The sequence below is a fragment of the Cellvibrio sp. PSBB006 genome, from assembly GCF_002162135.1.
In the GTDB taxonomy this organism is placed as follows: Bacteria; Pseudomonadota; Gammaproteobacteria; order Pseudomonadales; family Cellvibrionaceae; genus Cellvibrio.
This window is the reverse complement of the sequence record NZ_CP021382.1, coordinates 3097495-3118489: the sequence shown is the minus strand read 5'-3', so window position 1 is coordinate 3118489 and position 20995 is coordinate 3097495. Positions and strand designations below refer to the sequence as shown.

The 20995-nt window shown below is 45.8% G+C and carries 9 protein-coding genes; all 9 read right to left on the bottom strand.

Translation table 11 applies throughout. The features are described 5' to 3' along the window. Positions 1-19: 19 nt before the first annotated feature. The 9 genes from CBR65_RS12890 to CBR65_RS12850 all read right to left on the bottom strand — a co-directional run bounded on the left by CBR65_RS12890 (position 20) and on the right by CBR65_RS12850 (position 20979). Positions 20-1789, bottom strand: coding sequence for an amidohydrolase (locus tag CBR65_RS12890; RefSeq protein ID WP_087467224.1), 1770 nt, complete (start codon positions 1787-1789; stop codon positions 20-22). A gap of 87 nt (positions 1790-1876) precedes the next feature. Beyond that, positions 1877-2470 carry a flavodoxin family protein gene (locus tag CBR65_RS12885; RefSeq protein ID WP_157672066.1) on the bottom strand — a complete coding sequence of 198 codons (594 nt, stop codon included), beginning with the start codon at positions 2468-2470 and terminating at the stop codon, positions 1877-1879. Between the two features lie 29 nt (positions 2471-2499). Next, positions 2500-3192 (bottom strand): MBL fold metallo-hydrolase, encoded by a 693-nt coding sequence (locus CBR65_RS12880; RefSeq protein WP_087467222.1) that lies wholly within the window; start codon positions 3190-3192, stop codon positions 2500-2502. 6 nt (positions 3193-3198) lie between these two features. Then, positions 3199-6474: an ACP S-malonyltransferase gene (gene fabD, locus CBR65_RS12875; RefSeq protein ID WP_198300736.1), complete on the bottom strand. Its 3276-nt coding sequence runs from the start codon at positions 6472-6474 to the stop codon at positions 3199-3201. Between the two features lie 28 nt (positions 6475-6502). Further along, a complete protein-coding gene (locus CBR65_RS22115) occupies positions 6503-7621 on the bottom strand; it encodes a phosphopantetheine-binding protein (protein WP_157672065.1) in 1119 nt (372 codons plus the stop codon). Then, on the bottom strand, positions 7570-10200 hold the full coding sequence (locus CBR65_RS12865; RefSeq protein WP_087467220.1) for a type I polyketide synthase: 2631 nt from the start codon (positions 10198-10200) through the stop codon (positions 7570-7572). The genes CBR65_RS22115 and CBR65_RS12865 overlap by 52 nt, the downstream gene beginning before the upstream one ends. A gap of 58 nt (positions 10201-10258) precedes the next feature. Beyond that, positions 10259-16516, bottom strand: a complete 6258-nt coding sequence (locus CBR65_RS12860; RefSeq protein WP_087467219.1) for an HAD-IIIC family phosphatase — start codon at positions 16514-16516, stop codon at positions 10259-10261. 111 nt (positions 16517-16627) lie between these two features. Then, complete coding sequence (locus tag CBR65_RS12855) at positions 16628-17794, bottom strand: hypothetical protein (RefSeq protein ID WP_157672064.1); 1167 nt, start codon at positions 17792-17794, stop codon at positions 16628-16630. 14 nt (positions 17795-17808) lie between these two features. Next, on the bottom strand, positions 17809-20979 hold the full coding sequence (locus CBR65_RS12850) for an outer membrane lipoprotein-sorting protein (protein WP_157672063.1): 3171 nt from the start codon (positions 20977-20979) through the stop codon (positions 17809-17811). Positions 20980-20995 lie beyond the last annotated feature (16 nt).

Genomic DNA, 20995 nt, shown 5'->3' with positions numbered 1-20995 from the left:
TGCGGTCCAGTGCTGCGCTTTATTGATGGTCCTTTTGGTTATAAACCTCCGCACCCTCAAAGATAGTGCGTAGCACTTGCGTGGAGTGAATTTCATCCTGGGCGATTTCAAGCAGGTTGTGATTCAGCACAATAAAATCGGCATCCTTCCCCGCTTCCAATGATCCGGTTCTGTCCTCATTGTTCATTGCGTAAGCGCCGCGTATGGTGAGTGCTCGAATGGCCTCCTCTATGGATAGACCCATATTCTCGCCCATCGAGTAATCAAATTCGGGATCTTTATTTGGATTTCGACGGGTCACCATGGCCTCAATAGCATTCCACCATTGCAGCCCGTGTACCGGCCAATCGCTACCGAAACAATAAAATGCGTTCTCGTCTTCTGCTTCGCGGAACGGCCAGTAACGATCCGCTTTTTCCTTATCATAGAGGCGCCATAACGCAGCGGTAATCTGGCTGGGCCACCACATCTGCGGTGAAAACTCGATAATCATATTTGCATCGCGTGCACGTTTGATGTCTTTGTTGAGAATACTGTTACTGTGAGCGATCTGATGTCGAGGTCCTTGATTTCCATTAATTTTTCGAGCGCGTTCAACGGCGCTCACGTACCAGTGGGCTGCCTGATCACCGATGGCATGAGCAACGACACGGATGCCGCGACGGTCCATATCTTCCACCATGACACACAGTTCTGCAAAGGTGAAATTCACCACACCGAAGCCACCGCTTAAACAGCATGAGCTGTGTTCACTCATGGCTGCATGATCATGATCACGATGGTCATGAACTTCAAATTTGTTGCCTTTAATCCTCGGAAGAGTTCCACCAAGATTGAACTGGGATTTTTCAAATGTAGTACGATTTGGAGGAATACCATCAAGATAAAATTTCACGCTATTTGCGTTAATGTGATCGCTCATAAATTCAAAGCGTTTTCCGGCCATAAGTTCCCATCTGTCTGGAACACAGACCACGTCGTCCTTCCAGCTAATACTGGCTTCAATCTTCAAATTTAAACGTTGTTGTCGGTCCAGCTCACGCAGGGCAGTGAGTCGCGGCGTGTTTAGATGAAGGAACTTGGCGGATGTAATACCTTGCGCATGTAATAATTTTGCACCCTTGGCAAACATTCCCATAAAATCTTTTACCGGAATTTCGGGCATCACAGCTTTAATTAATGTTTGTGCGCCTTCCTGAAACAGTCCGTTGGGTTTGCCGTCCTCAAAGCGGATAATGCAACCATTGGACGGGTCCAGGGAATCCTCAGTTATTCCCGCCAGCGTTAACGTTGTGGAGTTGGTAAGCAAGGTGTGATGACCGCCATCAATTAACGCAATTTTACGGTGAGGCAATAACTTGTCGAGCCAATGGCAATCCATGCCAAGTCCTTCCTGCTGGAAGGCAAAAGGATTTATGGGGCCAGCGTAGATCCAATCATCTTCAGGTAGCTCCTTGTCCAATGCCAGTAACTTATCTTCCATTTCCTTTACGGACTGGGGAAACTGAGGCCAGTGTTGGTAATAACTGAATTCACCAGCCAATGCCCAATCAGGATGGCAATGCATATCATGGATGCCCGGCATTACGAACGCGCCATTGAGATTAATAACTTTTGTTGTCTCACCTTGATACGCCAGGATGCTTTCCCCATCCCCAACAGCCAGGATTTTATTGCCTCTGATTGCAATAGCTTCCGCCCAGGGAGATTCGGTATTCACGGTATAAATAGTTGCATTGCGATAAATGAGATCTGCGGTCTCGTGGGGTGTTTGATGTGTCGTATTCATAATGAGTTATCCGCGAGAAAAATGGGCGGCGAGTGATATTACCCGCACGCACATTGGTCCTATCCAGTTAGTAATTGAGAGATGCTATTAACCAAAAACCGGGGCGCCCAGCAGGTTTTGGCCTTGAGCGAGCTTCTCACCGAAATCAGCCGCGATAATTTCGTGTCCTGCATTGCGGCCAGTAGTAAAAGGCATTTTAGAAGAACATTCGATGCCGCCCAGCCATTGCATACCCAGGAATTCTGCTGTGCTGTCCATCGCCAGCTGTAGGATATTAGAAGCGTTAATTGCATTAACACCGGTATGGGTAGAAACCAAAGCCAAGCCCTTGCCGCGTAAATCAGAAGAAAAATCCGGATTTATTGTGTCGGTCCAACGATCAACAAAGGTTTTTAATTTTCCAGATAATTGATACCAATATATAGGCGACGCAAGGAGGATGATATCAGCGGAAGCCATCTTATCCTTAAGTAGTGGCATATCATCATCTTCTGCTTTTTCGAATTTCTTATATAAGGCATCACCAAAGTAGTTCTCCCATACATCGGTGACTTTATAGTCATAGATATTGACATAATCTATTTGTGCCCCTTTAGCTTTGGCCGCATCAAGAAGAATGCGTGTCAAAGTGGCAGAATTACCATCACGATTTGGGCTACCGTTAACTGCAAAGATTCTCATAATTATCTCCTTAATTGATGTAATAACTATTAAATAAAAACAAAGGCATTTTTTATACTTTCCGCCCTCATTCGAAAGTTTATGAATGTTTCTTCGTCTTTGATGTTGAGGTAAATATTCATTTTCTTCAGTGTGTCCCATTGAGCTCCCAGCTCAGTTAAATAGCGATGTCCGGGATAGACTTTGACGGGATCACGAATCTCTCTTTTAAGTCGACGCAAACTGATAAACAATTGTGCAGCGTCAGCTCCGCGCCCGACACACATTCCGCAGCCTTCATTAAAAACCGTATCGCCGGTAAATAGCGCATCGTCAATCAGAAAACATGTACTTCCTGCGGTGTGGCCGGGAGTCAGGATCGCTCTTATCTCCATCCCTGCGATTGATAAAATCTGACCATCTGTAAACGTTATGAACCCCTCTTTTGGCAGCGCATAAAAATCCATTTCACTTTTTGATATAAAGGCGGGGATTCTATATAAAGCTGAAACAGAATCTGCCAAATTAATATGATCATGATGATGGTGTGTGACCAAAACAGCTTTTAATTGCAGCGAATACTTATGAATAATTTTCGTTATCGTGGTTAGCTCCCAGGCAGGATCAATAATCACTGCCTGGCGCGTTAGTTTGTCGGCAACAATCCAGGAATAGTTAATTGACCTGCCGCTTGATACGCGACACCAATACACATTCACTGTATTAAGGTTATCGACCCGCATGGGGTATTATCCGAAAGCCTGTGAAGAAACCAGTTTCATATTCTGGTTAGTTACAACGACCGCCGCATCAATTAGGTTATTGACCGCACTGTAAGCGCCTCGGTTATTCCATGGCGATTCTCCATTTTTGTTTAACCACTGATTTAAGTCAGCAATTTCGCGATCCAGCTCGTTCACATGTAAAGGTGACCTGTTCCGTAATTTTTTTAAGTAATGCTTGAATAACAACGTCATCTTAATGCGCGAATTGGTATTTGCCGCGGCGATCTCCTCATTACTGAAGTAAATATTTTCTGATACCAGATTGTTCCAGGCAATCGCTAAACCTTCATGAAAAAAGTGAGTTTCCAGATAAACTTTTCCAGCGTCACTCATGGCATCAAGCGAAGGCTCCTTTTTCCATAACGAATATAAGCTGGTGGCGGCATGGATATAATCGGATTGGCTATTTATGACCGACAATTTCCTACCGAACTCGAAAAGGTCCGCATCAGGAATCTGTATAAAATTTGAATTATCAGCACTTTGCAGTAAATTTTTGGCCGTGGTATCCAGGCCGGACTCTTGCGTACAAAGAAAAATATCACCAGCGCAAACAAAATCCGCTCCGCAATTCATAGCGCGAGCAATAGATATAGGGGATCCAATGGAGCCCGTACTACCAATGTAAGGCTTCCTTTGGCTGGAGGGACTATCAGGCTTGAATAGATCGTCACGCATTTGAACAAGCGATTGAAGCTCTCGCCAGTCACCGTTGTAAACAATGGCGTCAGCAAGGTTGATATCCAATGCTTGAGCGGCTTCCTGAGGTGTGATTTCGCCGGAAGACAATAAGTTTTCTACAATCTTTCTTTCTGGTGGGCGTAGAAAATTTCTGGCTTCTTCCAGACTACCAACTTCAACCATCAGTGTTCCACGATCTTTGTCGCGTAGCGCTGTCTTAACACGCAGTTTGGTTAAGGCGGCGGAAACGCGATAGTAATGTTTCGCATAAAAATGTCGGACGGTGGAACGCAATAGGCTATTTATCAGTGAAGTTTCACGCTCGGGATAAATAATGTCCGCTGTGATACCGACACCCAGATTGGGGTATATCTTATTGAGTGATAAAATTTTATTTAAAGCATCTGCGTCGTTCACAATAGCGTCGTGCGTTATTGCTGCGAACGTCAGTGATCCTGACTTACTTAACTCGCTGATTAACTCATGCTGCTGACAGTCCAAGGGTCTGATTACATAATTGGACCGAACGTTGAAGAAATCAGACAAACCCTGATCATCCCCAATGACCTTCTTTTCATCAGCTGTCGGACTGATTTCGCTGGTATCGTTATTTCGTGAGGATGACGATAGACCGTGCGCTGATGCGTGCATCGGAGGATATTTGTGCAGGGGCTCATCACTCTGAATCGGTTCGCAGTGCTGCACGATACTGGTGATCAATTTTGTTAATACATCACCAGGGCCCAGCTCCAGATAATTGAAGTCGCCCTGGCCCATCAGGTAGCAAATAGTTTCCGTCCAACGAACAGGGTGACTTATTTGCTGTGCAAGCAAGTTTTTGATTGTAGAAGGGTCATGTGGACGTGCTGTCACGTTTGATATAACGGGTACACGCGGTGGTTTAAATGAAAATTGTTGTAAATAGTCGGAAAACTCGACTTCTATAGATTTCATATAGCGAGAATGGAATGGTGCACTGACATTCAAGGGAATAAAATTGGCGCCCGCTCGCTCAAACAAACGAGCGGCGGTGGCCAACTGATCTTTGGGTCCGGCAATCACTGTTTGGGTTGGTTTATTGAAATTGGCTACGTCGATTCCGCTAAGGTTTCCTTTGCGGAGGATGCCGGTAATTCGTTCGCTATCAATGTTAAGGACTGCCGCCATGCCGCCATCAACCTTTGCCGTACTCATTAATTCCCCACGGCGTTTAACCAGCTTAAGACCGGTAGCAAAATCAAATACACCAGCGGCAAAGAGCGCAGAGTATTCCCCCAGACTGTGCCCGGCAACGACATGCGGCTCACCGTGTTCGCGTGCCGCCTTCAGGTAAGACATGGCTTCAACTACATACAGTGCTGGCTGAGTATACTGGGTCAGGTTCAGCTTTTTTTCCTGATCTTGGGTGCACAAATTTTCTATGGAGTAGCCAAGGATCTGGTCTGCCGTGGCAACGATATCGGGGAATTCACGAAATAGATCTTTTCCCATACTAATAAACTGAGAGCCTTGACCAGGGAAAACATAAGCGTTCATAGGGCCACTACCTTGTTGTGTGTTGTGATTCAGGGCAGCTAACTCTTTCCCGAAATAGCCAAGTAGTTTTTCAAGGCGGTTAAGGTCGCTGCCAAAGGGGTCCATGACGGAAAAAAATTTGGATTGTGAATCATTGCCGATATTCATTTTGGCGAAATTGGTCAATGTGGAGGATGGGCCAAGATCCAGATAAATACAGGGACCTTCCCTTTCAATAAGTTGAATTGTCGAGCGAAAGTAAATAGGCTCGCGGATAACTCTCCAGAAGTGATCCTGGGGAATAGAAAGCATTTTTTCTTTTGTGGCGCACGAAAACAGAGGTTTGTTTAAGCCTGCATAATGATGCGCCAGGATAAATGGCAACAGCTTGTTCTTCTCTGTGTCCAGAAGGCTGCAATGAAATGCCTGGTTTACCGTAAGTGGTTGAAAGGGAATGTCTTCGGACTTAAATACTGCGTGACACATATCCAAAGCAGCTTTATAGCCGGCGATAACAAAGTGTGATGCACTGTGCTCGCCTGCAACTTCGCATCCGTATTTTTCTATGATGGGCAGTAGCCGATGTGCCTCTATTAATACAGATGTCATGCCCAGATTGCTCTTTTCTGTACCCAACTGCTCGCCTTGGTGTAGTACCAGATCGAACAATGTATCCAGAGATATTGCTTCGCCAAGTGCGGCTGCAGAAAACTCACCAAGACTGGCTCCGACAAAATAGTCTGGTGTAATTCCTGTTTCCATGATCGTTTTTGCTAGAGAGTATTCCACGAGCACGATTGCCGGGTGGGACCTGGCCAGATCTATAAAAGGTTTGCTTTTTCCGTGGCTTGTGTGGAATAAATCTTCAATGACGGAAAACCCAACGCGTTCCTGAACTTTTTTATCGAGTGTCTCCATCCAGTACCGAAACCGAGGCAGATGTTCATAAAGATCTCTTCCCATCTGATAATACTGGCTTCCCTGGCCCGGCAACATAAACACAACAGGTTTGGTAATCGCCGAGTGATTGCGCTGTATTGACATTGGCTGTCTCCCTATTCGCAGAACCGGATTAAACCGGTTCAATCTCAGCCGCGACATTATTCTCAGCTTGCAAGATCATCCCGAGCTTTTCCACAGTAGGACTCTCCAGCACATCTGAGATAGCCATATCAGCATTCAACGTGCTGCGCAGTTCGGTAATCAGCTGGGTCGCCAGCAGTGAATGTCCGCCCAGTTCAAAGAAGTTGTCATGACGCCCTACGGCATCAATATCCAGTAACTTCTCGAATGCAGAGGCCAGGGTTTTTTCTAATGCATTGATTGGTTCTGAAAAATCGGTACTGATGGCCGGACGTGGGTGTCGTTTTTGCGTTTTGGATGTATCGGCTTTGAAACCTTCCATGGTTTGTTTGTTCACCCACTTGTCGATACGTGCTTGTAAGTCTGTGGAGGAAATTGTTATGTGATAGCGAGAGTTGTAAGCCAGGCTGCGATGGAAACAATCCAACCCTTCGTCAACTGTCAATGCGATGGCCCGTAAGCGATCCGTAATGTTATCGTGAAGTGTGGTGTTTTTATAATCCACAATCTTCCATTCAATGTCCCACGAGTCCCAGCATTGCACGTTCCAGCGATACGGTTTAAATGCGTTGCTGTACTCAGCAAATGAAGCAGCCAGACAATTGGATGAACCATAGGAGACAAATAGAATTCCACCCAGGATCGAACCGAGGGAACTCATCACTAAGCGGAAATCCAGGTCTCGTTTTTCAAATACGCTATCCAGAGCCATCAATGCGTAGGGTACGGTGATAAAGTCACGCTCAGTGAGCTCATGAGAAGCTTTATTAACTGCACGTACATGGCCATTTGCGGAACCACCGGAACAATGGATCACACCGTTGAATCTACCGTATTGTTTTTCCGCTTTTGCGACAATTTCTGATAGTTGGGTGACATCATTGTCGTGCGGCATCGGTGCGAGGAAAATACCGCCGAGTTCGGCCAATTCCTTAAAGCCGTCGATCTTCACGGAAATATCTTCTTTGGGATCGTGGGTAGCCACCCAAGTATCCCAATCTTGCTGTGGTGGCATAGATACATCACCCAGAACCAGTACAGTAGCTTGGTAATCACTCAGTAACGTCTTGGATATTTCCAAGCCGATACCAACCAAACCGTCATACACCAGATAAATGCCCCCTTTTTGAGGGGACTATTTTTGCTGATCTCTGCATTGATCTCAATGCGCTCATAACTTTGGACCCAGCGACGGCTGTTGCGGAAAGCACAAATAATCTCTGCGTTGTCATTACGGATTTCTTTGCCAATCTGTTGCAGAAGCTCGTTTTCCTCTTCGGAATTTTTGGTTGGTAGATACAGGTCGATCGTTTGGCAAGAGATATTCTGAAATTCCTGCTGCAGAACCTTTACCAGGCCGATAATGGAGGCCTTTTCCGGGCGAATTTTTTCGCCGCCAGTGATGTCGTGCATGTCACTGGTCAGAACCTTAATGGAAAGATTGCTATTGAACTTGTGGCGATTTAGGGACTGCACTAAATTTAGCACGCTGTAATAGCACTTAAACTGCGTACTACGGAATGTCTCCATATTTGCCGATGAGGGTTCACGGTTACGGCTCTCCACAGCCCATAAGTGCAATACCCGACTGGGTAGCTCAAAGGAATCCTGCAGGTTTTGCACCAGTAAGTCGTATTCCGTGAAGCGGGATGGATTCAGCTTATAACGCCCCTCGCCAATTTTTTCAAAACTATCACCTTGGGTGACAACAACGACCGACTCACCAATATCGATCAGGGATTGAATCAACTTATTACAAAAATTGTTGTTATTGGAAAACACCAGCCATTGAGCACCGGTTATCAATTCTTCCGGTAAAAGCGGGCGTAGCGTTTTACGTTGCCAGGATTGTTCATAAAACCACTCGCCGGGTGCTCCGGTCTTGTTATTCAGCTTGAACTCCCGGGAGAGGTCTGTTTGTTTACGATCAAAATCGATCCAATATCTCTGCATTTCAAACGGATAGGTTGGCAAAGGGATACGATTGCCAATAGCGATGCCATCCTCCATCCAGTTGATCGTTTCCTGATTTAACCATCTTTTTATCGAGTCGAGTCTGGCATTTGCGATCTGGGATGGATACAAAAAGCTGGCATGGTTATCTGCATGGCAATAGGCATCACCCTCGCCGGCAGAGAGCTTATCCAGCTTGACGATAGCATCACCGATATTTTCGACAAATATAACGGCCCGCTTTTCAAAACTGTTCCGGCCAAACTGAAGCGTATAGGCGATATCCTCCAAAGCTGCATCATCCGTATTCAAACAATAGTTGGCGAGATTTGATGCTTGCTGCGCGAGAGCCGTATTAGTTCGAGCACTTAGGAGTAAGGCGATGTGGCCATTAACTGTTGACGGGGGTTGAACTCGCAGTGGCGCTTCTTCCATGACGATATGGCAATTGGTGCCGCCAACGGCAAGAGAACTCACACCAAGACGCCTTATGTCCTGAGTCCACTCGGTTAAGGCATTGTTAACCTTGAAGGGAGAGTTAGCGAAATCAATTTTAGTGTTGGGCCTTGAAAAATTGATGCTAGGTGGAATTTGCTTATTCTCAAGCGCGAGCACACCTTTGATAAAAGAAGCAATTCCAGCAGCAGCACCAAGATGGCCAATGTTTGGTTTTACAGAGCCTATCAAGCATGAACTATCAGATTGTTCGAATTCCTCAAAAACATTAACCAGTGCTGCCACTTCGATCGGGTCGCCCAGTTTAGTGCCAGTTCCATGAGCTTCAATATAAGAAATATCGCGCGGCTCCAGATCTGCCGAAGCCAATGCCTGTATGACGACCTCCGACTGTCCTTCAACACTTGGAGCGGTGTAACCGACTTTCTCATTGCCATCGTTATTGATAGCCGAACCGCGAATAATCGCGCGAATATTGTCATTGTCACGCAGAGCATCTTCAAGACGTTTTAACAACACCACGCCACAGCCACTTCCCCATAAAGTACCGGAGCCGTCCTCATCGAATGCGCGGCAATGTCCATCCCGTGATAGGATACTGTCTTCCACATACATATATCCCGCTTTGTGGGGAACCATCACTGACGCGCCACCAGCGATGGCCATGTCGCATTCTCCCAGTAACAAACTCATGCGAGCCAGATGCACTGCGACCAGGGATGATGAACATGCTGTGTTGACGTTGATACTCGGCCCTTTTAAATTCAATTTATAAGAGAGATGAGTCGGAAGATGATCTTTGTCATTGCTAATAAGAATCTGCTGCTCGCCAGCTGTTTTGTAGATTTCGTCATTACCGCATAGCTTTGCATTGTAATATTGGGTCACTCCTGCAGAGCCGTAGACTGCGACGGGAATATCCAGCGAATAAGGGTTGTAACCCGCATCTTCAAATACCTCCCAACCGCACATCAGAAATAAACGACGTTGTGGGTCAAGAATTTTTGCCTCTCCCGGACTGAAGCCAAAAAATCCAGCGTCAAACATCTCGACATTGTTTAATATCGGAGCAGATCGGACATAATTTGGATGGCCGTATATGTCTGCTGTGATACCACTTTCCCTTAAGTCCTGCTCATTCAAAATCTCAACGCTTTCCACACCATTTTTGAGGTTGTTCCAGAATTGGTCGATGTTATCGGCACCGGGAAAGCGACAGGACATACCAATGACAGCGATAGCTGTAGAGTCGGAGACTGGATTTGATTCATGTTTCATGACTTATCCCTATGTTTCATGTTGGGTCTGAGGGTTTAATTACCGTGGATGATTCTGATTATGCGACTTGAAGTCGTCGGATCATTTGTCGTTGACGTTGAGCTCTCTCTCTGGCTTTACTCATTTTTCCTTTCTTATCGCCTGAGCCAGATAAGTGTCTGGCCAAAGCTGCAATAGATGGAAATTGAAACAACGCTGTAATGGGAATGTTCTTCTCCAGTTTCTCACTCACGCGACTTGCCAGTTCAACGAGCTGCAGCGATGTGCCGCCAAGATCAAAGAAGGAGGTTTCAGTATCCACCTGGCCTGTGCGTAATACCTCGGCATAAATGGCTGCTAGTATTGCCTCTAGCTCGTTGGCAGGTGTTGTTGGGGCTCGCGTGCTTGATACCGCAATGTCCTTGCTGTGCCAAACACGCACGGCCTCTGAAATTTTTTCCAGAGTGTTGAGCTCTCTGGCAATAAAGGCCATAGCTCGCGGTGATTTGGTGCTTTGATGGGCACGCTCGGTAGTTTCTTGTGATCGCCTTTCAGTGGGAGCCGGTGTAAAGCGTAAAACAGCCCCCTGCGTGCTACTCAGCGAGAAATAATTATTTTCTTCTTGCCAGATAGCCGCTTCAATTGATCGGTAGAAGCCGTGGATAGGCACATTCTTTTCACTGGGCAGGTATTCCAAATGCAAGGTCGGAATACCAGCTGCTTTTGCGCGTCGAGCCAGCTCGCTCAGCATATGATGCTCCACCCCCTTACCTAGAACCCGACAGCTGAGCAAGAAACTGTCCAGGCGAATATGGTCGGAATTAATCTGGTAGAAGAGCACACCTACCAAACCATAGTCGCCAAACCTGTCACGAACATGCACGGTCTTGCATTCGTAATTATTATGCTTGATGTTGTTACTGATATCGCTTGCACTATATCGCCGGGTAGTGGCATTAAACTGATTGGTACGTTGCATCAACTGCTCAACCCGCTCAAGCGAGCTTGCATCCATATCGGCAATATCTATCTGCAAATCAAGTTTGGCCAGGAAATCATCAAACGATGTGGATTCTGACTCCGCACGATTCCGTTCAATATTCTGGCGGTACATAGCCACGCGATTTTTATCTTCAGCAGTAACCGTATTGGTATCGAGATCCCAGATACTATTGCAAAGGTGCTCAATATCTTCTGCAGATTGTGGAAATTGGATTGTGAGTACTTGCGGTAATGCGGCTTCAACTTCCGCGCATTCAATCGGGTTGTCATCAATAAAGATAAAACTGTCCAGACCCAGCTTCAGTTCATCGCTGAGTTGTTGCAGATTTCGGGATTTTGGCTCCCAGTTAATCTTCCAGCTAAGAATGTCTTTCAGGCTCAAGGGGATATCGGAGCGACTGTTGAATACCGCGAGTACATCTTCTTCAACGTTCTTGCTGGCCAGACATAACAGAACGCCACGTTTTGACTGTTCAAGCAGGAAGTGATGGAACTTGCGTCGGGCTTCATCGACCATGACGCCATGCGCTCCGACTTCACCTACCACACCCTGCCATAGGGTGTTATCACAATCGAGCGCAATGACTTTATAGGGCAGGGTTGCGGTCGCTCTGACTTTGCGTATTAGCGATGTGCCCAGCGCGGTAAAGTAATGGGGCTTATAGGGGACATGTCCGGCGCTATCTGCTACTTCATCAAAAATATGTGTGGTCGGATAAGACCGTGTAACGGAATCTGAGGGCAGTATATGTACATTGTTTAATGTGTTAACCACATTAGCGAGCTCTCTGTCGAATTCCTGATGGAGTGCAAAATTCTCACCTGACGCGGGTAACACAGAGAGGACTAACGGGCTGCTCTGTATGCTGGCACTGAAACGCAAGGCATCTAAAAATTCAACAAAAATACGGCGTTTTCGTATTTCCGCTGATGGTTGCGCGTCTTTATCAAAACGTAGCCAATCATCATAACGGACTAATACCAGATTGATACCTTGATGATTCTGGTTTAACTGAGAGCCAGGGTCGAGTAGCTCCTGAAATACTTGATTGTAGGGAGCAAACTCCAATGTAAAATTCAATTGCGTTTTTTCGAGCCAGAACTGAATGGACTCCGTGAGTGGCTCGGCGGTAAAAGTGGATGCCACGATTAATCTGGGCTTCTCCGCCGTGCTAACAGCTGGCGCATTGAGCAATAGCGAAGTCGATGTCAGATCATAGGTTTTACCACTTGTTTGTGCGCTGCATATGTCACGCAAAATAAGATGAAATGATTCAAGGATATTTCTGGCAGTTTGACTGGTAAAGAGATCGGGATTGAAGTCCATGAAGGCGCGCAGGCTATGACCTCTCACATCAATGGTAAACAGAATGTCGAAATCCAGAGTAATTAGCGGAAGGTCCATTGGCGTTAGAGAAAGGTCATTCTGCGAAAATATCACCTCGTCACGCTCAATCATGTTGAAAAGAATTTGGAACAACGGATTGTGATTTTTGGGTGATGGGATATTCAGGCTACTTACCACGTCACCGTAGCCTACACTTTGATGATCAAACGCTTGAAAGATGCTGGATTTGGTATCTTCAATTAACGAATCCAGCGTGTTTTGAAGATCGACTTTGCTACGCAATACCAATGTATTGGAAAGAAAACCGATCATATTGTGTGTGTCAGGTAAGTTTCGATTCCCATTGGGCACGCCGATAAGAATATCCTCTTGCCGACAAATACGAGACATCAGTAAATTAAAGATCGCAAATAGCAAGGTAAAACGGGTTGCCTTGAACTGCTTCGCGACAGCATCCAATTGAGTGAAGACGTCACTGTCCAGCTCGAAAGATACCTGCTCCGCCCGAAAGGTTTGCTGTGCCTGTCGAGGAAAATCAAAAGGAAGATTCAGACTGGTGGGAGCATCCTTTAAGAAACCCTGCCAAAAGTGGATATCGTTTTTCTTGATGTTTTCATCCTGGCTGTTTAACCAGACCAGATAATCATTAAACTGACCACTCGATGATAAGCGGACATCAGGTTCGTTTCCTTCCGCAAGCAAGTTGTAAATCTGCAATAGCTCCCTGGCGATAATGTCGCATGAACTGATATCGGCAATAATATGGTGTACTACAATCGACAGCACGTACTCGCGGGTGTTGGTTTCAATCAGTGTGACTTTAAACAAGGGCCCTTTGGCAAGATCAAATATTGTTCCGGCAGCAAAATTAATAACGGAGTGTGTGGATTCGTCTTGGCCAAGTTGGTGAAGCTCCAGCGTGACATGCTGGTGATCAATGACCTTCTGCGCGGGTTCTCCCCGGTTGAGATCAAAAACAGTTCTCAGGGATGCATGACGTTCAATAAGTAAATCGAGCGCATTCTGTAACAGTGGTAGGTCCAGACTGCCCTTCAGGTGGTAAGCCGCTGAGATGTTATGGCGTGTGTTGTTCGGATACATTTGGGAGAGAACCCATAGGCGCAGCTGGTCAGAACTCAACGGAATGTCATCGTGACGTTTCGATTCGGGAATGACAAATTCAGTTGCGCCTGCTGTAACCTTCGTCCCCGTTTCCTGTTCAACCAAGGCGCAAAGATCGCCAAAATTATTACACCGACTGAAGGTACCAATAGTCAGGTCGAGCGAAAGTTTTCGGTTAATTTCAGTAACTACTTGAGTGGTGGTGATGGAGGTTCCACCTAAGGCGATAAAATTGTCTTCATTGTTTATCCCTTCTACGCTCAGATACTTCAACCAAATATTTGTAAGCAATGAACGAATGTTCGACGGCGGGTTAACTGGCTCAGCTTTTGCTGTGGGTGCTGTTAACGGCGGTGCGATTAATTTGTCCATATCGTCCGTATACCAATAACGTTGCTGTGCAAAAGGATAGTGCGGGAGGTTTGCTAATTTCGAATATCTGTTGGCGGGCAAATGTTGCCACGGAATATTGGCACCTTTCACCCAGAGTTTAGCTATTTGAGTTAAGCGACCTCCTTGAGCAAGTGCCTGAATAAAACTTTCACCTTCCGGACAGTCAAGAAAATCTTCAATGTCCTGATCTTCTGCGACAGCATTGAAATATCCAGGCTCGCTGGTTTCGCCGGTTTGGGAGAAGCTTTTAAGCCCTTCAATGAGTTCCAGCTTGTTATTCACCACCATGGCAAATCGGTAAGCCATCGACTCTCTACCTGTTTGCATGGTATAGGCCAGATCTTGCAAACTGAATTTAGCACGTTGACTATTGTTGACGCTGGTATGCAAGCCTTTCAATGTCTCTAGCCAGTCATTGACAGAGTGGTGCAATGCGATCAGGTGAGGCGTTACGGGTATTTGCCAGGTACTAACAATAGACTCACTGACCGCGATGTAATCGGCCAGGTTAAATCCGAGTTCGGCTATGAGCATATTTTGGTTGTGGATTTGAATCTTGCCGGTTGTAGCGTTAGCAACCAGCGTTGCCAGTGTTGGCAATGAAATTTCGTTATTCGGCAAGGAGTTTTGTGCCTCTATACTTAGCGCCAGATCGCCCGCATAAGTCATTAGTCGCTCCTTGGTGCGTGCGGATACAACAAATACAGAGGGACTGTCTTCAGACATGGTCTCTGCTTCTTGCGAGGTGTATTCTTCTACGATCACGTGGGCGTAAGCACCGCCAATACCAAAAGAACTGATACCTGCCCGACGTGGAAATTCAGGGTTAGGTTGCCAATGTTGATTGGATCGGTGAATTACAAAGGGTGTATCTTCCAAACTGACGTAGGGATTCAGGTCGCGTAGATGAGGCATAGCAGGAATGGTTTTGTGCTTCATGGAAAGAATCACTTTTAACAAACCGACAATTCCAGCTGCACCTTCCGCATGCCCAATATGAGCTTTAGCGGTAGTGAGTGCACAGGTATTTTTATGATGGTCTACGTTTTTGAATGCAAGCTTTAAACCGTTGACCTCAATGGGGTCGCCTAAAGACGTACCCGTGCCATGAGCTTCAATGTAGGAAATACTTTCTGCGGGAATATTGCCAGCTTTGAGTGCTTTCTCGATAACAGCAGCTTCCTGGGTTACATTGGGTGCTGTAAAGGAAGCGCTGTATCCTCCATGATTGACCGCCGCACTTTTGATGACTGCATGAATTCGGTCGCCGTCACGTTCTGCTTTGGACAACGGCTTCAATAACACCGCGCCTATGGCTTCACCGGGAAGGTAGCCATCGGCGCGGCTGTCGAATGGATAACTGCCACCCGATTTCGATAGCGCACCGATCGCACAAAAATAACGAAAATGTAAAGGGCTTAACACCAGATTGGTTCCAGCAACAAAAGCCATGTCGCACTCACCGCTACGCAGCGCACCTAGTGCCGTGTTAATAGCAACTAACGATGCTGAGCACGCAGTGTCCAAGGGTAAGCTTGGGCCTTTCAGGTTCAGGTAAAATGAAGGTCGGTTTGCAAGCATGGTCAACGCATTGCCAATGCCGAAATACGGGCTCATCTCACCCAGATGACGTACCAGTTCCAACTCATAATCGTGAAAACAGGCACCGACATACATGCCGGTATTGGTTCCGCGAATTTTATTGGCATATCCGGCATCTTCGAGGGTGTGATAAATGACTTCGAGAAGATGGCGTAGTTGGGGATCCAGGATGGCGGCTTCCTTGGGCGGAATATTAAAAAAAGCTGCATCAAACTTATCTACGTCCTTAATAAAACTGCCTCGCGTACAATACATAGCATCCGGCGCGTCGGGATTTTCTTCACGCCAACGCTTATATTCGAAGTGATCTTCGGGTATATCACTGAACAAATCCTGCTGCTCAACGAGGTTCTTCCAGAACTCGTCCAGATTTTTTGATCCAGGGAATTTTCCAGCCATGCCGATGACGGCTATATCTTCTTGTGATGTATTGTGATGGATCGGCTGGGTATGAGCGGACGGCTTGTCCGAAAACCGGTTAAATATTTGATCTACGGTAAAGTCAGCACAGGGTTTGTTGTGCTCCTCAGATGGGCTCCGCATCGACACGCTATGCTGGTTAAGTCCAGTTGTGAGCAGTTCATCTGATAGTTTGATGGCATCGCTATGGCAATCTTCCAGATAGCGAGATAGATCAGCAATGCTCTGGTACTCAAAGAAAACAGTCGGAGGTAGATCGATGCCAAAGTCTTGCTTAATGTTATCGGCAATTGATACCAAGCTAATTGAATCTACACCTAAATCCATAATATTACGTGTTTCGTCTGAACGTTTTATCGGATTTCCGCTAAATTTTTGAATACTTGCTTTCAGATAATCAGTAATACCTTTAAGTGTCTTATCGAGACCAATATTATTTGTCTTGTCCATAGAGTCGCTCCATGTATGAAAATTTACTGGATTAGAATCCAGACATTAATTCCGACTTGCGTAACGATTTCAGTTGCTTCTTTTAGTGAGTATGCTATGTGTTTCGGTTATTTAGAGATGCCAATCTAATCTTAGGCTGACCATACTGTCTTTTTCATAAGACAAAAAAGAATGGTTGGCTCTACTAAATAAAGATCCTTCCAGTTCCAAGGTAAATTGCCTCCCTAATCGTCGAGAAGCTTCCAGCTTGACCACGGTTTCTCGCGTTTCCTTATCGACAATTGCACCCAGTAAAATTGCGGTGTCTTGTTGGTCATTAAAAGCTACACGTGTACCCAAAAAAATATCGCGACTAAACACACTGCTTGTTTCGCCGCGATCGTCATAGATGTATTCAATCAAAATTCCGACATCTGCATTCGAATCGAAAGATTGAAAAAAGGTGTATTCAAATCCCCCTACCGACGCAACGTAGTTGTTATAAATATTTTTATTTGAAATGGCTTCGAGCTTCCATAGCCAGGCATCTGTGGTTAGCTGCACGTCAAGGCCAGCTTGACGAATTTCAGAGTAAACCGGAATTAAAGAGCTACTGTCATCACTGATCTGTAAAAAGGGCTCTCTACCAATTCCATCAAACCAGTGGAGGCCAATATCGACGTCGCCGATATAATGGCTGTATCTAATGGCATAGTCCCGGTTGCCATTTTTATCCGTATGTAGATAACGGGCGCTACCGTTATCTACCGGCGGCGAAGTTCTATTTCTACCCTCGGCTGCCGGATAAACTCGCTCGCGAAATAGAGGGAGCCAATAAAGAGAAACATTACCCCAGTCGCGAATAATCGAGGCATTGATCATCGGCTGTCCGAGTTTTTCGTCTTGGTAGATGTTTTCTACCAAATCCACCTGGTTTATTACATTAACCAAATGCCACGACTCGGTTACTCCCCAGTAGACGATATTGATTCCGGCATTGATGTCCGCGAAATCATTGTCGTATGACCAATGGAGTTCACGGATATCAGCATGATTTCGCTCTTCATCATCGCTCCCCGCCCGGCCAAAAGCTTTAAAAGAAAAAGCGTGATCACCTCCCCGCCATCTTATTTCTGGCTCAACTATCATCTCCGGTGAGTTATTGCTTTTCTGGTCGACGAACTTCGGCTCATCCCAGAAATAATTTTGTTGTAAACCAAGACTTCCCGAGAGTTGCATATCGGCTAGCCCCTGCGTTGACCACAGCAATAGTGCACTGGTCAGAGTAATTTTATTCATAGGAAATGGTTTTACTATTGAATTCGTTTCAAACGACTTTTATCAAAGTCCTGCTCTGTCAGGCCGGTCTTGAATACATAATCACCGTACAAAAGCGTTGTGCTTTTGTTGGTCTGGTGATTAACCATTTCCAGTGTATGAGCTCTCCAGTAGCCATTGGAATTTGCGTAATCATTGAGTGTAAGTGTTTTAAGTAAGTCGCCTTTTCGGTCATAAAACTCAACCTTGCGTACTTGGTAATCTTTTTGATCAATCCATACCATTAAATGGGAGTAGCCGGAGAACTCATACTGCGGTAATCGTTTTACAACATCGCAAGTCATATCTTCGCAGGCTTCTTCGCGCACCCACTCATGAGAATACTTATTTAATTCGAGCGATGTGAAGTCCTCAAAAGCGAATTCTGAGCCTACAAAGGGTCCGGATTTGTTTTTGGATGAAATGCGCTTAATACGTTTGAGTGATGGCAAATAAAGCCATTGATCGTCCGCATCCAAAATTTTTGCATGGGATAACAGTGCAGTACCGGATATGTCATTAGGTTCATTGAATACTACGATACTCTTATCTCCAAGATTTTCATTGGCAACCTCTAGCGTTTTTATGTGTAAGTTTCGTGATGCTTCATCTCCTGATGCATTTGTTAATACCATCTTTAATTGAACTTCGCTGCTGGTAAAGCCGCGATCCGTCCGATCAGAGCGAGCCGAAATTTCATAGCCCTTGGTTTCGTTCTCACTCGTTTTAGCGTTTGCATTATTCGAGGTCGCTATAAATAGCGCGCTAACTGCTATTACCAATATGCCTAGTGTACTTTCTGCTGCCATACTACGATTTTTTATCATATTAACCTCTGATGTTTTCACATTTTTCCTTCCATCTAGCAGGACAAGTAAAGCTGGCAATAGCAACAAATCGAGTAATAGTGCCAGCAGAATAGTTATCATGGTAAGTAATCCAAGATCGGAATTGATTTTGAAGGTGGACCCGGCCATAACGATAAAACCGATCACTAGAATTAGTGTGTTAATAACGATAGCGGGACCAACATTGTGAAATGCGTATGCCACCGCCGCTCGCGCATCTAGCATTTTTTCGCGGCGAGCAAGATCATATTTTGCGAGGAAATGAACGGTATCATCGACCACGATACCTAGCGAGATGGCGGCGACCGCAGCAACGGAGAAGCCAACGGTGCCGACCAGTAAAGCCCAAATACCAAATGCTGCAAGGATCGGTAAGCCATTGGGAATCAGGCTCAATAACCCTAGCTTAAAGCTACGTAGGGTGATGATGAGGATAAACGCAATAGCGAGAATCGCGATAATGGTTCCTGAAATCATACTCTGCACATTACGATCCGCTATATAAGTGAACATGACCTGGGCGCTGGTCGGCCTGGTTTGCTGCATATATGTCGGGAAATTTTTTTCGATCCACGCTTGGGTGTTATCAAGGAAGGCCTTGGTTTGTGTAGTAGATGTTTTACCTAGCGTAACTGTGATGCGCGTGGCGGACTTGTCGATGTTGATGCGATCGTTCAGATCCAGTCCATAAGGCAAAGACAGTTCGTACAGCAAAAGGTACTGCGCAGCTTCGGAATCGTCATCAGGTATTGTGTAAAACGACTGATCGTCACCATGCACGTTTTTGTTTAAGCGTTTCACAATATCGGTAATGGAAAATACATGAACAACATTCGGCTGCTGGCGCAGAAAATTTGTAAACTGTTCGAGTTTTGTCAGGTATTCGTTGTCGCTGATGCCGCCGGGACCCGCGGCAGGAACAGAGTATTCGACAGGATACATCCCAAATTTCTCTGTGGCTTGGTCCGTATCATTTCTGAATTCTATTTTTTGGGAAAAGTAATCGCTCCATTGATCATCGAATTCAATACTGGGTACAAATGCCACCAAGCCGAGACTCAGGATAATGCATAATGTGGCTAGCATCTTGGCATTGGCATTCACGAAACCGGCCAGCTTGTCCATCGATTTTTCGCCGAGGGTATCATTTCCGCTTTGCTTGATTCGCATCGGAATGATTGACATTAATGCCGGTAATAAGGTGATAGACAGCAGCCATCCGGCCGCAATTCCTGCAGAAGCCATATTGCCCAGATGCCAATAGGGGGGCGCATCCGAGAAATTCAAAGCCATAAAACCAACAATTGTCGTTAGGGATGTTACTGTGACGGGCATTAGGTTGACGCGGAGGGATTCGATTACGGCGTCATGACGCGACATACCTTTGCGAATCGCTTTCTTGAAGGACAACAGAATGTGAATAGAGTCTGCAATAGCCAGTGTGAGAATAATAATGGGAGCCGAGTTCGATATTGGCGTGAGTAATACACCCGTGAAGCCGCCCAATCCCATACCGACACCGATAGACAGGTACACGACTGCGATCGTCATTAGTGTGCCCACAATTGATCGTAAAGCAAGCAAGGTTAGCAAGACCAGAACGCCGTACATGAGCGGCACTAGCTGAATGGAATCCATATAACCTGCTTCAGCAAATGCATTGTTCAACATAGAAAAGCCAGTAAGTGAAACATTGATATCAGGAAATTCTTGCTCGATCAGTGCTTTATACTCACGGGCCTTCGCAGCGGCGGTTGGTACTTCATACAGACTTTGTCCGGGAAACTGCATCACTACGTTGATGGCAGTTGCTGAACCGTCAGCTTTGATTAATTGATCTAACAGTAGTGGCTCACTGATTGCGGTATCTCTGATCAGATTTATAGCTGCTGGCGATAGGTTCTCTGCATTGCTATACAGATCTTCAACCGTCAAGTCATCACCTTCTGCGTAGGAGTTCTGATAGTTACTGATGGAGTCTACGCGATTGGCAAAAGGAATAAGCCAAGCTTTATCCGTCAGTAGCTCTACCGCTTTTAAGGTCTCTTTAGTGAACACATTGCCATTTTTAGGTTCCAACACGAAGAAGAAGTTATCGTTCTTGACATAAGTTTTCTGAAAGCTCTCGAAGGCGTTTAACTCTGGGTTATCGCCTGAAAAGAACACGCGATAATCGGTTGAAAAGCTGAGTAACTTTCCGCCCGTTCCAATCGCCAGCGCTGCAGCTACGGTAACGGCTATTACGACAAACCGAAACCGAATGACTGACTTAGCCAGACCGATGGAAAACCGGTCAACTACGTCAAAATATTTAGACATGTCACACCTCTGTTGC

Coding starts and splice junctions, on each gene's coding strand:
- CBR65_RS12855 (WP_157672064.1), bottom strand. CDS start 17,794: ATGAATAAAATTACTCTGACCAGTGCACTATTGCTGTGGTCAACGCAG.
- CBR65_RS12885 (WP_157672066.1), bottom strand. CDS start 2,470: ATGAGAATCTTTGCAGTTAACGGTAGCCCAAATCGTGATGGTAATTCT.
- CBR65_RS12860 (WP_087467219.1), bottom strand. CDS start 16,516: ATGGACAAGACAAATAATATTGGTCTCGATAAGACACTTAAAGGTATT.
- fabD (WP_198300736.1), bottom strand. CDS start 6,474: ATGTCAATACAGCGCAATCACTCGGCGATTACCAAACCTGTTGTGTTT.
- CBR65_RS12880 (WP_087467222.1), bottom strand. CDS start 3,192: ATGCGGGTCGATAACCTTAATACAGTGAATGTGTATTGGTGTCGCGTA.
- CBR65_RS12850 (WP_157672063.1), bottom strand. CDS start 20,979: ATGTCTAAATATTTTGACGTAGTTGACCGGTTTTCCATCGGTCTGGCT.
- CBR65_RS12890 (WP_087467224.1), bottom strand. CDS start 1,789: ATGAATACGACACATCAAACACCCCACGAGACCGCAGATCTCATTTAT.
- CBR65_RS12865 (WP_087467220.1), bottom strand. CDS start 10,200: ATGAAACATGAATCAAATCCAGTCTCCGACTCTACAGCTATCGCTGTC.